Here is a 12,993-nt window from a genome sequence, read left to right on the forward strand (position 1 = left end):
TCGCTGATTCAAAAATGGAAAGCGATTACAGACGCAAAACGCGAATGAACGCAGATTCCCACACATCTTTTATAGCCAATATTACTACCATGTGCGAAAATCCGCGCTTACCCGCGTTTTTCATTCGTTATAACCAATTCTATTTAAACAGGCTGACAATCGTAGCCGCCATCGTCGCTATCGACGAGAACGAAGTGGCATAACCCAGTATATTACCAAAGTTAGCCCTGTTCTGCTTCTTGTTGGGCACCACAATCTCACAGCCCGGTTCTATCTGTTTCTTTCCGCTTCCTTTCACCTTCGCCACCTGTCCGTTCATGTAGATAATGAACTTCTTGCTCTTCTTGGCATGCTGGCTGTAGCCACCTGCCTGGCTCAGATAGTAGCCCACATCCTCTCCGCTTTTATACGAAACCGTGTTGGGCATCATCACCGCCCCGTTTATCTTCACCGTGTTCACATATTCCGGAATGTTCAGCACGTCTCCTTCGCGCAACACCAGGTCTGCATCCCCACCCGGATTGGCCAGCGCCTTCTCCAGATCGATACCTACCGTGAATACACTGTCCACCTTAATACCCAGCGAGTCTAACGTACTTTCACCCAGTTCCCGTCCCATCAGTTTAATCACGTCCTCCATTCTTTTCTTCTCTTCGTCGTTGGCCACACGGGTCAGTTTGGCCCCTCTCACGTAAGCCGATTTCGTCACACCTCCGGCCTTTTTCACCAGTTCGCTCAGCCGTTCCGCTTTCGAAGTCATGGCATACTGGCCTCCGAATATCACTTCTCCCTGTATCGTCACATTCTGCTGTATCTGATATCCCGGACTGCGGCGCACATACACCTGATCATACGGCTGCAGCACGAATCCCGGTTGTCCGTCAATTACGAATCCGTCTTTCAGGGCGAAGCTGAACATCTGTCCGATGCTGTCCGTACTGTTCACGCTCTTGGCGTCCTTGATGCGTCTCGACACGTCCACCCGTACCGTCGAAGCCGCTTCCTTCAGTCCGCCTGCCTGGATAATCAGGTCCTCCAGCGTCATGTTGTCGGCATACGGATACGTATCCGGCTTGGTCACTTCCCCACTGATGGTCACGTCGCCTATATCCTGCAGATCGTGAATGCTGGGGATGTACAATATGTCATTCTTTCGTAGCGGAATGTCCGGCACCGTTCCGTTCATCACTCCCTTCACGTCCACCTGGATTATCTCACTTGTCAGATCGTCCCGTCTGCGTTGTAGTACTGCCCGGTTCGTAAACGCATCCTCCGTCAGTCCCTTCGCCACCTCTATCAACGCCTTCACGGTGTTCAGCTTGCCGTTCAGTTCGTAGAAGTCCGGTCTGTACACAGCACCTCTCACCTCTACCCGGTTCGTATAGCGTTTCAGTATGGCTCCTACCGTCACCACGTCTCCGTCGTTCAGCTTGCACACACTGTAGTCCATTTCGTCCACCGTCTTCACCTCATATTCTATACCGTTCTGGCGCACGATGCGCAGGTTTCCCTTATACGCGTCCGACCCGAATCCTCCGGCATATTTCAGCAACGCCGCCACTGTTTCGTCCTTCTTCAGTTCGAACAGCATCGGGCGTTTCACGTTTCCTTCCATTTCCACCAGTATCTCGTACGCCGGCACAATAATCACATCCCCTTCCTGCAGGCTGATGTCATCCTTGATGCGTCCCTGCATGATGAAGTCGTAGATGTCCACATCCGCTATCTTCTTTCCGTCTCTCACCAGCTGCACGTCTCTCAGGCTACCGATATCGTTCACACCACCGGCTCTATACAGTGCATGAAACACCGTCGAGAAAGCCGACAGCGCATATGTTCCCGGCTGCACCACCTCGCCCATGATGTTTATCTGAATGGTCCGCGTATTTCCCAGCGTCATTCTGATCTGGTTATTCTCGTTCGAGAACACCTTTCCCAGCTCCGCTTTCAGGAATCGGTTTGCTTCCTCCACCGTCTTCCCGCTCAGGTAAATGGGGCCCAGTTCCTGCACGTTGATCGTACCATCCGGCGAGATCGTCTCGCGTATATTCGTCTGGCTGGCACCCCAGATGTCGATAATCACCTCGTCACCCGGCCCCAACCGATAGTTAGGCGGCGTTGCCAGGTTCACGTTCGGTTCGAAGGTCAGGTTACGCGTATTGAAGATGTTCCGTCCGAACACCTGTTTCTTTTTCGGATTCTCCAGACTGTCCTGCAGGGCAATCAGCTCGTCAATGGGCAGTTCTTCGTTTCTCCATTCCCCGTCCATCATCGGCCATTCCTCGTCCGTTGTCTGCAGGTTCGCATTCGTTCTCCTGTCTTTTCCCTTTTTTTGCGCAGCCGTTTTCTGGTCTGTCTCTGCATTCTTATTGCGCAGCCGGCTTTTTTCTGTCAACGTACCGTTTCCATTCTTCCCTTCCTGTGCATTCTGCCTGTACAATTCTTTCACCCGTTCTATCTGTTCACGGGTCACTCCCTGCCGCGCCAGTTCCGTAGCTATCAGCCGTTGGTCCTTTCCCTGTTCCACACCGGTTTTCACGTATTCCATCACCTGTTCGTCTGTCATACGCGACTGGGCATAACCGTCCGACAGCGAACACACTGCCAGGAACAACGCTATAATCAAAAAACGTTTTCTTCTCATTGGTTTCAATCAGTTGTTATCGATTTTGTTTTTCGTTCCTTTTCTAAGTTCTTTCCATACGTCTTCTCCAAAGAGTATCCAGCCCGCTGTTCCTACAAATGCTAGGAACAAGCATCCAACAATAATAACCATTTTTCGTGGAGCTGATGGATGAAGTGGCACTGTTGCAGGTTCCAAGACAGCAAATACGGGTTTAGACTCCTGCAATTTTCCTTGTGCCATCTGTAGTTGAGTTGCTGTTTGATTATACACTTGATAAGCTAGATTCATTTCATTCTGCAAGCGTTCTCCTTCTATTTTTGAGCGTTGAGTAAAAAGGCTTTTGTTCTCATCCAAATAAATAGCATATTTCTGTTGTGCTTTATAATAGTCCTCTTGTTTTTCTTTATAAAGTCTTTCCCAATAAGCACAATCTATAGATGCTTTTTTAGTACGATAAGCAGTTACATAATCTTGCAATTTTTTTATTACGCTATCTGCTACATTTGCAGCAACTTCAGCATCCTGCATTGTTACCGTCACGGTTGTAATACCTGTTTTTTTATCTACATTAGCATACATAGCATGTTTTATAGCATTTAACTTTCCTACTTCTTTAGGTGTTAGTTTAAACAAATTTAAAGTATCATTTTTGACATTTATCCCATCCTCTCCTGTTGCTGTAGAAAATAAAGAAACAATTCCACTTATTATTCTATTAGGTATCCCCATCGCTATATTCCACCATGGCTGTTTCATTGTACCTAAATATTCATTCAAAGGCATACTTGTTTCTGAGTCCACAGGTTTTACAGGCATATTATACAGTTCCAGAGCAAAAGGGTTAGAAGCCAAAATATCCGGAAACAGTAAAATATTCAATGCATCTCGTTCACTACTTCCAGCCAAATCTCCTAACCCTAACATAGAAGCTGCACTGGCCAAACTACTACTAGTTCTTTTAGTAGATTCAGCAGCCAATGTTACAGTCACACTATATTCTTTAGGAATACTAAATACTATTATCAAACTAACTACAAAAGCTCCTCCAAGCATTTTATAAAAAGTTTTTCTATGATCCCAAAGTTTCCGGATGAGTTCCAATAAATCAATATCCTGTTCTTCGGTTATTTTTTCTTGAACTGAATTCGTCATTGTTACACCTATTTATAAAAATCCGTAAAAAACGTCTCAACAATTCTTTTTAAAGAACAAATCATTCAAACATTCATTACGGCAAATTTTATTTTATTCTCTTTCTTACTCTTATTTCGTTGCAAAGATATGATTTAATTTGAAGTTTTGCAAACACTCCTCATAACATATCCTCCTAATCTCCTGCTACATACATTTCTATTTTACAATTCCTTTTTCTAGGTATTCCGCCAGATTCATACGTACGTGTTGCGCAGCATTCTCGGCAGCAACCTTAGCCACATCCGCTTCTACCATAATACGTACCAGTTCCTCAAACGTTGTAGTATTCGGATTCCATCCCAGTTTGGCTCTTGCCTTTGTCGGGTCACCCCACAGGTTCACCACATCCGTCGGTCGGTAAAAATCTTCGCTAACCTCCACCAGACACCTTCCGGTAGCCTTATCATATCCTTTCTCATCGATCCCTTCTCCACGGAATTCCAGTTCGATACCAACATATTTAAAAGCCAGATAACAGAATTCCCTTACCGAATGCTGTACTCCCGTTGCAATGACAAAATCCTCCGGTTTCTCCTGTTGTAGAATCAGCCACATACACTCCACATAATCCTTGGCGTACCCCCAATCTCGTAGCGACGACAGATTACCCAAATACAGTTTCTCCTGTTTCCCTTGCGCAATGCGTGCAGCCGCTAACGTTATTTTGCGTGTCACAAAGGTTTCTCCTCTTCGTTCCGATTCGTGGTTGAACAAAATACCAGAACAACAGAACATGTTGTAAGCTTCCCGGTATTCTTTCACAATCCAATACCCATATAGCTTCGCCACAGCATACGGACTATAAGGATGAAACGGCGTATTCTCATTCTGTGGCACCTCTTCCACCTTGCCATACAGTTCCGATGTCGACGCCTGATAGATGCGACATGTATCCGTCAGCCCGCACAAACGTACTGCCTCCAATACCCGAAGTACCCCAGTCGCATCTACGTCCGCTGTAAATTCCGGTGAATCGAAGCTTACCTGTACATGGCTCTGTGCAGCCAGATTATATACCTCCGACGGACGCACCTTGCTGATTACTTGCAGAATGCTCATCGAATCTCCCAGATCTGCATAGTGCAGATGAAAACGCGGTTTCCCTTCCAGATGTGCTATTCTCTCCCTGAAGTCTACCGACGAACGCCGGATTGTTCCATGCACCTCATATCCTTTTTCCAACAAAAGTTCGGCCAGATAAGAGCCATCCTGGCCCGTGATGCCGGTAATCAAAGCAACTTTCTTATCCATCTTTATTTTCTGAAGTATTCTGTTATTTTATAAAAATATCGTAATGAAAGGATAAAACGATTCGATTTTACCCCATTCTCTCTAAGAGAGCGCAAATGTTCATTCATACCTCCCATCCGACTCTTCAACCCATTTGTACTGGCACCTCCGGTGCGCATTGTCACCATGTCCATAGGCAGATATTTTATACGTATTCTGTTTACGTAAATAAACCGCAGCAACAAATCGAAATCAGCAGCAATCTTATAATCCGTTTTGTAATAACCAAACTTGTCGAAACATTCTCTTCTGCAATAAAATGTAGGATGTGCCGGAATAAATCCCATCCGCATCAGGTTCCGTTTAAAAATCTTCGACGAATAGTAACGCACGCTATGCTGCAAATCGTCCGGATGCACATAGTGTAAGTCACCGTAAACCGCATCCGTCTGTTCGTCAAATCCGGCAGCCACTTTTTCCAACACATCATTGGCCGTAAAAAAATCGTCAGAATTCAGAATACCTACTACGTCACCCGTAGCCATCCTGACGCCCTTATTCATCGCGTCATACAGTCCTTTATCCTTTTCGCTGATCCACTTCATCCGCCCCTCAAATTGCGGTTCATATTCCCGGACAATATCTATTGTATTGTCTTTCGACAGCCCATCCACAACAATATATTCTACATTCCGATAAGTCTGTGCTAGAACAGACTGAATTGTATCTCGGAGCGTTGTGCCACTATTGTAAGTGACAGTTATTAAGGAAATTTTCATATTATATTAAACTATAATTTTATCAAATATCTTCCGGAAATCATCAAACCTTTTATTGTAAGTAAAATGATCTTCTGCATATTTCATACCTTTATTTCTGATATTTTCCAAATCCAATATATTAGAAGCCACTTTAACATAAGCTTCTACGATCTCATTTTCATCACCAATATTTACCACATATCCATTATTCCCCACCGCATCTTTCAGTCCACCTTTACCACTATGTACTAAAATGCAACCTGCAGCAAGTGCTTCTATTGCAGCTATACCAAATCCTTCATATATTGAAAGTTGTGAATATATCAAACTATGTTTTAACAGGTTGACTTTTTCTTCTTCAGATATAGTACCACGATATTCAACAGCATCTTCCAAATTCAATTGAGATATCAATGCCACAACCTCTTTACTACCTTCTCCTGGAGGGCCTGCTATAATTAATCTGTACTCAGGAAATTTTTTCTTAAAAATAGAAAAAGCTTTTATTGTTTTATCAACTCCTTTCCGGTATACATTATCACGATTTACCATCCAGGCAATTGTTGTAACAACTTTTTGTTTACTCTCCCCAGTATACTTGAATTTTTCCCAGTCTATGACATGAAAACTTATACTACATTTCCTCGGTATTTTTCCATTATATATTTTTTTGATATTTTCATAGTCAGTAGTAGATACAATAATATTTGCGTCTGAAAGCACATTACAAATCTTAAAAAATATCTTTTGAAGTCGGCACTGGTTGGGTGTTGCAAATGAAGGCTCTAAATAATCAATCCCCCCAGTAAATACATTTTTCTTTCTAAATAATTTCGAAAAAAGAGCTCCAACCGCACTATAACGATAGAAATAGAAAAAGCCTATATCGTATTTCCAAAACCGCATATAATCAAAAACGGAATTACTCAATAGAACTTTAAATCCCAAATCTCTAAGAATCTGTATGTCATTTCTATAATAACTCTGTATTGAAAACATCTTCTTAGTTTTCACACTCGAATAGAACAGAACTCTTTTCATAAATTCATTATAAAATACTAATTCTATCAATAATGTTAATTTAACCCCAAAAGTATACATCAAGTATTATCATATATCCCCAGTCAAAGATAAGTTAATTATATTTTGATTGCTTACCCTAATTTTTGAATCAAACTATTATTAATTGTTTAATCTATCTTTTGAATATATTTCCACACTTTTTGAGCTTGTTTACATTCATCATACTGCTGAGCCAACAAATGAGCTATAGAAGCAAGTTCTTCATTGGATGGTAGATTGCACAATATTTCTTTAATTCGACGAGCTAATATATTACAATCATCTGCCGGCTCATAATAATTCAATAATCCCATTGTTGTTTCAAATAAAGCAGTTTCTTTACTTGTCAAAACAGGAGTCTTTAACATAGCAGCTTCGATAGGTGTATATCCAAACCCCTCAAGCATAGACGGATGAATTAGCAGATCAGCATGTTGATAATATTGCATCAATAAATCATTGGAAACAGGTTCGGTAATTAGGATGACACGTTTTTCTAATTTATTTAATCGGATGTAAGGTAATATAACCTTTTGCAAATAATCACCAATAGGACGTCCTATGACAATAAGCTTTTGTGTCAGTTGGTTCTGAATCATATTATAAGCTTTTAATAAGGTAATTAGATTTTTATAATCACGAAGAACACTTACATATAATAAATAACTACCTACTATAGGGGAAGAAGACGTAGTACTAGGATAAACTATAACACTATTATATATTGTTTCTATTTTTTTCAAAAAGTAATGAGAATAATATTGTTTTATATCTTCTTTTACAAAATCAGAAATTGTAATAATACGTCTACTTCGAATAATTGATATTCCAATAAATAAATAATTTATCCAATTTTTAAATCCTTTATTAATTTTCAATCCCTGTAAATCGTGAATTGTCTGCACCATTTTTCTTTTAGTAAAAAACATTGAAGGAGATAGTGCAGGACGAAATACAACATCACAATTTATAGAATTTATTTGCCTCCCCTGCAAATATGCATTTGCAACCTTTCCTATTATTCCAATGCCTTTATACTGTTGGGCTTGCAAACATGTATATGATGGAAAAGATTCAGATATAGTTTTATATATTACAGGATGACATAATATTACTATATTTTTATACCCATTTTTAACGAAACCTGAAATAAGTCGTTGGGCATAAATAGTTACTCCTGCATAAATATTATTATGGTTAGATAAATCTATTAATAGTTTCATTTTATATATATTTTGTTATAAATTACATATATCGATAAAATATTTGAGTTCTTTCCTCAAATGAACGAATACCCCAAAGTAAATTATCATATATGTTCATCACATACGAACTATATGAGAGAGTTTTCATTAGGCATAATAACAAAAGAAACGAAAGTAAAAGTTGCTTCTTACTTTTCTTATGTATAAGAGCAAGCGCATTTGGGTATAAAACCCAATAAGAAAACACAAACAGAATGGGAATCCGATCTGCAAAGACTTCCACATCTATAAATAGATGAAAAATTATATAATACAAAAAAAAACAGTTATAGAAAATCCGGTTATATGCTTGTTGCATTACCAATTTTTTTCTCATTACTGTAAATAAAATGAAAGCAAAAGTTCGTTCTATATAACCTATTGAAAGTCCATAAGCATCTGAACTATTACCATAATATTCACTTAGTTTAGTAGCCATACTTTCAATACCCATTAAAGGGAGCAAAAGATCTACAGCCTTTCCTGTTATACTAATTTTCAGAAACATCATTAAATTAACTGCAATGAAAGCTCCCCATATTATAATATTAGGAATACGCTTTGTTAGTACAAAGTACATAGGTAAATACAAAAAAGAAGTAAGATGGAATAATGTACCCAATAAATTTAATGCTAAATATGGCAAAATCTTTCGCTCTTTCAAATATGGTAAAGAAAGGAGAAAGCAATCTATAGCTTTCACATTACGATACAAATTAAATTCTAATGTCAATCCTTGAATGGCAAAAAATACTATAAAAGATAATACAATTGACAAGCTAAATTTACGGAATACCCAAAAGCAAACAGATAAATCCACCAAAGTATTAATAAACACCCAACAGTGATAATTGGGTAGTATAGTTTTTATTAGTGAAGAATACAATACAAAACCAAATTCTACTCCATCATCATATAAACTTTCAAACTGCAAATCAAATACAGTAGGAAGCTCTTGAAAGAAGGTATAATAATTGATATAATCAGATGCAACAAAACCTCTTAATCCTATAAATATCAATAAAAAAAAGAAAGCTTTACGCCCTGCTGTTAAATCGTGATTTTGCTCTCTCCAATATAAATAGACTAAGATGCCCAAGAGTATGCAATAGGGGATAGAATAAATATAACTATATTCTTGTAACATATACCTTATTTACTATAAGACATTATTATTGTACTTATCTTTTCATAATAAACATATTAGAAAATATTAGCTTTTATCACATCTTTTTCATTGACAATTTCAACAAAAACATATTTGATAAAATATTTTTATAATCGAAAATATTTTCAATAAATAAAATGTTAATCATTAAGATCTATATTTATATAAATTCCATCCATCTTTATAACTTCTTAGTATTAATATTAGCTTTTTCCTATCATATAAAAACAATTTTCTAAATAAAAAATGCACAATTAAATAACATGTAAATATTATAAAATGTATGCCATGACAAAATTTTCTTGCAAAATAAATATGATTCCTTTTACTATAATATATTGAAAAGTCACTTTCTGCTCCACCGGTGCAAGAACTAACTTTATGAAGCAATACTGACTCTGGAATATACACTAATTTCTCTATTCCTAATTTGACCGAACGCCATACAAAGTCTGTATCGTCATAATATACAAAATATCGTTTATCCATAAACCCTACTCTTGCAAAAACAGTAGCATTTATAAGCATAAAACATGTAGGAGCATATTTTATTGATATTTTCTTATTATATTGTCCTTTATCAAAACAGCCTTCCCCCCTATGAAAAGTAGAAAACTGCAACCATTGAAACCCTCCTCCAGCCATCCATATTTTTTGAGGATTATCCCAATAATAAATTTTGGGAACAGCCATTGAAGCGTTCATAGAGAGCATACCATCTAATAACACTTCTATTGTTTTTCCCTGAAGAACAACATCATTATTGGATAGCAATATATAATTACATCCATCAGCCAAAGCTGCTTTTATACCTATATTATTTCCCTCAGCTACTCCAACATTTTCATTTTGAAGTAACCATTTACATTCAAAATCGACCTTTCCTGAATATTCTCTTCCTTTGCTAACAGACAGATCATTAGAATTATTATCGACCAAATATAATATGAAATTCTTATATGTCTGCTCATTCAAGGTCCGAAAGAAATCTTCTAAAACAGATTCACTGTTATATAATACTGTAACTATACCTATTTTTTCCCTTTCCATAACTTTACTTTCTCAATGATAAGATTTGAGACAAAGCTGTTACATCTCCATAAACGCATGGTGAATCATACGGTCTATCTGGATAAGCACCATAATTTAATTTTATTTTCAGTCCATGTTCTGCAATGTATTGCTCCACTCGCTCCGCCAAGCTAACTGGCTTACCGCTGCAACAGTTTATAATTCCCGTTACCTCTTCCTGGGTAGCTACACATGCTATTTGATGTGCTAATTCTGTTACGTCAATAAAATCATATTTGGCTTTTCCTGTTGTAAATGGAAATGTTTCTTTTCCTGCAGCATCCGCTTCCAGCAATTTAGTAAAGATTGAATGGTTGTTTTTATCATCCCCTAAAATATAATAAGCACGGCACCATTGCAAGATACAGTTGTTGCTTTTACAATACAACAACATAGCCCGCCGTAACGCATCTTTGGCTATTCCATACATTGACAAAGGATTACATGGCGTATTCTCATCTATAGCACCTTCATGATATCCGACCTCGTGCATTGTGCCCATCACAACCAAATGCTTTAATCCTCCATCAATCATTGAAGTAAGAAATCTGAAGTGTCCAGACAAGTCTCCCAGATGTTTCTTTGAATTATGCACAAAGCCATCCCTCCATGCCAGATGTACACAAATATCAGGAGCTCCAACCCGATTAAATATATCATCAGAAGCAGAGAATAGATCCAACTCTACTTTTTTTGCCCGCTCATCGATATTGGATACAACCAGATCGCAAGCTATTACCTGATGGCCCATATCCAGCAATTCGGCTACTATGTGTTTGCCAATATACCCGTTTGCACCCGTAACTAATATTTTCATATCTCGCCCAAAGTTACTATTTATACAATCCTTTTTGTTTCATTTCAGCAATCGAAGCCTCAAAATTATCTTTCTGAACTTCCTGCCTGTTCACCCATTTTACAAATTCTGCAATACCTTCACTAAAACTCCATTTAGGTTCAAAACCTAAAATTGATCGGGCCGCTGTTATGTCGGCAAAATTATGACGAATATCTCCTAATCTATAATTACCCGATACCCGAACAGGAACTTGAATCCCGTATTTCTCTATCAAAGTATTTGCCACAGTCAACACATCAGTTGGAACACCTGTTCCTACATTGAACACATGCCCATTAGCTTCCTGCTTTTCAATACCCAGAATAGTAGCATCAACTACATCGTCAATATAGACAAAATCACGGGTTTCCTTTCCATCTTCAAATATATTTATCTCATTCCCGTTTTTAATCCGTGTCGAGAAGATAGAAAGAATTCCTGTATATGGGTTAGACAAAGATTGTCCCGGCCCATATACATTCTGATAACGATACGATACCGCTGCGATTCCAATAGACGGACATACCAAATGTACCAACTGACCTTGCACCTGTTTGGTGATGCCATATACGGATGTAGGATGCACAAGCGAATCTTCTGTCGTCGCCACTAGCTTTAAAGGCCTTATACATCCGGGATATTTCACCTCAAAATCGCCCTTCATCATATCGGCATCCAAACGTTCGTTAGGATACACGTAACTTTCCATATCTTCACTGTAGTAGCGTCCTTCTCCGTATATAGCACGCGATTCGGCAACCACCACTTTCTTTACCGAGTGTTCACTATTGGTTAGGATGTCCAACAATAAAGCCGTTCCTCCGATGTTTGTATTCACATATTTTTGAATCTCGTACATCGATTGTCCGGTTCCTGTTTCAGCTGCAAGATGTACAACACATTCCACCCCTCTCAAGGCTTTTATCCAATCCTCTCTCGAAGTAACAGAGCCCTTTATAAAATGTACTTTACCACAAATTGACTGATAAAGCGGAGATGTTTCTTCCGGATGATCACCATGAATTTGTTTGGACAAACTGTCCAAAACTGTAACCTCATATCCTTTGGAAACAAGTTTCAAAGCCAGGTTAGACCCTATAAAACCGGCACCGCCAGTAATCAAAATATGCTTCATGCTACCATTCAATCTATAAATTTTCCTTCCGAATTAGTTTTTCGCCAAGTTTGAGTATCAAAATCATAGCGTTTTATAATTTTAGCTGGTATCCCTACAACTACACAATAATCAGGAATATCTCTTGTAACAACGCTATTTGCGCCAATTGTAACATGTTTTCCTATTACGACATTGGGTAATATTACAGCATTATTATATATTTTACAGTCTTCGCCAATATATACAGTTCCAACCTCTATATTTTGTTTTTCTATTGGAACATTAATATCAGTATATGGATGATGAATATCCGTAATTGTAACATTAGCTGCAATTGCTGTATTTTTCTCCACAATGACGCTATTAGCGCATGTTAGGTGAATATTTTGCTGAATACTGACATCATCTCCCAATATAATTCTTGGTGAAAACGTCACTCCATTATATTCTTTAATACCTTGAATTCTAGCATTAAATCCAATATAAACCCGTTCACCACATTCCACATATTCTGGAGTAATAGAGTTTGTACAACTAATTACACAAGACAAAGATATAGATCTATAACGATATTTACGCCATGGATAATACAAATAACGAATAATAGTCCCCTTTTTATTAATAATTTTTAATAATAAATTCATCCTAATAATGTTATTTCATGTAATTTTCTACAAAACAT

At 38.3% G+C, this 12,993-nt stretch carries 11 protein-coding genes; all 11 read right to left on the reverse strand.

Features of this window, described 5'->3' with window-relative positions:
* Positions 1-139 precede the first annotated feature (139 nt).
* The 11 genes from BQ5591_RS13200 to BQ5591_RS13250 all read right to left on the reverse strand — a co-directional run bounded on the left by BQ5591_RS13200 (position 140) and on the right by BQ5591_RS13250 (position 12,955).
* Positions 140-2,644, reverse strand: coding sequence for an SLBB domain-containing protein (locus tag BQ5591_RS13200; protein WP_071149707.1), 2,505 nt, complete (start codon positions 2,642-2,644; stop codon positions 140-142).
* A 9-nt stretch (positions 2,645-2,653) separates the two neighbouring features.
* A complete protein-coding gene (locus BQ5591_RS13205; protein WP_071149708.1) occupies positions 2,654-3,778 on the reverse strand; it encodes a Wzz/FepE/Etk N-terminal domain-containing protein in 1,125 nt (374 codons plus the stop codon).
* 198 nt (positions 3,779-3,976) lie between these two features.
* Positions 3,977-5,071 carry a GDP-mannose 4,6-dehydratase gene (gene gmd, locus BQ5591_RS13210; RefSeq protein WP_071149709.1) on the reverse strand — a complete coding sequence of 365 codons (1,095 nt, stop codon included), beginning with the start codon at positions 5,069-5,071 and terminating at the stop codon, positions 3,977-3,979.
* Between the two features lie 2 nt (positions 5,072-5,073).
* The gene (locus BQ5591_RS13215; RefSeq protein WP_071149710.1) at positions 5,074-5,829 is read right to left on the reverse strand and encodes a glycosyltransferase family 2 protein; all 756 of its coding nucleotides are present in this window, start codon (positions 5,827-5,829) and stop codon (positions 5,074-5,076) included.
* Positions 5,830-5,835: 6 nt separating this feature from the next.
* Positions 5,836-6,852 (reverse strand): glycosyltransferase family 4 protein, encoded by a 1,017-nt coding sequence (locus tag BQ5591_RS13220; protein ID WP_071150717.1) that lies wholly within the window; start codon positions 6,850-6,852, stop codon positions 5,836-5,838.
* A 149-nt stretch (positions 6,853-7,001) separates the two neighbouring features.
* Positions 7,002-8,096 carry a glycosyltransferase gene (locus BQ5591_RS13225; protein WP_071149711.1) on the reverse strand — a complete coding sequence of 365 codons (1,095 nt, stop codon included), beginning with the start codon at positions 8,094-8,096 and terminating at the stop codon, positions 7,002-7,004.
* A gap of 22 nt (positions 8,097-8,118) precedes the next feature.
* Positions 8,119-9,264, reverse strand: coding sequence for an EpsG family protein (locus BQ5591_RS13230; RefSeq protein WP_071149712.1), 1,146 nt, complete (start codon positions 9,262-9,264; stop codon positions 8,119-8,121).
* 168 nt (positions 9,265-9,432) lie between these two features.
* Positions 9,433-10,335, reverse strand: coding sequence for a glycosyltransferase family 2 protein (locus BQ5591_RS13235; protein WP_071149713.1), 903 nt, complete (start codon positions 10,333-10,335; stop codon positions 9,433-9,435).
* Positions 10,336-10,339: 4 nt separating this feature from the next.
* Entirely contained in the window at positions 10,340-11,173 is an 834-nt protein-coding gene (locus BQ5591_RS13240) for an NAD-dependent epimerase/dehydratase family protein (RefSeq protein ID WP_071149714.1), read from the reverse strand.
* 16 nt (positions 11,174-11,189) lie between these two features.
* Positions 11,190-12,329: an NAD-dependent epimerase/dehydratase family protein gene (locus tag BQ5591_RS13245; RefSeq protein ID WP_071150718.1), complete on the reverse strand. Its 1,140-nt coding sequence runs from the start codon at positions 12,327-12,329 to the stop codon at positions 11,190-11,192.
* A gap of 8 nt (positions 12,330-12,337) precedes the next feature.
* A complete protein-coding gene (locus tag BQ5591_RS13250; protein WP_083380981.1) occupies positions 12,338-12,955 on the reverse strand; it encodes an acyltransferase in 618 nt (205 codons plus the stop codon).
* Positions 12,956-12,993: the final 38 nt, after the last annotated feature.

This window comes from Bacteroides ndongoniae, from assembly GCF_900108345.1.
In the GTDB taxonomy this organism is placed as follows: domain Bacteria; phylum Bacteroidota; class Bacteroidia; order Bacteroidales; family Bacteroidaceae; genus Bacteroides; species Bacteroides ndongoniae.

Excerpts from the sequence above, each read along its gene's own strand:
- BQ5591_RS13200 (WP_071149707.1), bottom strand. The coding sequence starts at position 2,644 with ATGAGAAGAAAACGTTTTTTGATTATAGCGTTGTTCCTGGCAGTGTGT.
- BQ5591_RS13205 (WP_071149708.1), bottom strand. The coding sequence starts at position 3,778 with ATGACGAATTCAGTTCAAGAAAAAATAACCGAAGAACAGGATATTGAT.
- gmd (WP_071149709.1), bottom strand. The coding sequence starts at position 5,071 with ATGGATAAGAAAGTTGCTTTGATTACCGGCATCACGGGCCAGGATGGC.
- BQ5591_RS13215 (WP_071149710.1), bottom strand. The coding sequence starts at position 5,829 with ATGAAAATTTCCTTAATAACTGTCACTTACAATAGTGGCACAACGCTC.
- BQ5591_RS13220 (WP_071150717.1), bottom strand. The coding sequence starts at position 6,852 with ATGAAAAGAGTTCTGTTCTATTCGAGTGTGAAAACTAAGAAGATGTTT.
- BQ5591_RS13225 (WP_071149711.1), bottom strand. The coding sequence starts at position 8,096 with ATGAAACTATTAATAGATTTATCTAACCATAATAATATTTATGCAGGA.
- BQ5591_RS13230 (WP_071149712.1), bottom strand. The coding sequence starts at position 9,264 with ATGTTACAAGAATATAGTTATATTTATTCTATCCCCTATTGCATACTC.
- BQ5591_RS13235 (WP_071149713.1), bottom strand. The coding sequence starts at position 10,335 with ATGGAAAGGGAAAAAATAGGTATAGTTACAGTATTATATAACAGTGAA.
- BQ5591_RS13240 (WP_071149714.1), bottom strand. The coding sequence starts at position 11,173 with ATGAAAATATTAGTTACGGGTGCAAACGGGTATATTGGCAAACACATA.
- BQ5591_RS13245 (WP_071150718.1), bottom strand. The coding sequence starts at position 12,329 with ATGAAGCATATTTTGATTACTGGCGGTGCCGGTTTTATAGGGTCTAAC.
- BQ5591_RS13250 (WP_083380981.1), bottom strand. The coding sequence starts at position 12,955 with ATGAATTTATTATTAAAAATTATTAATAAAAAGGGGACTATTATTCGT.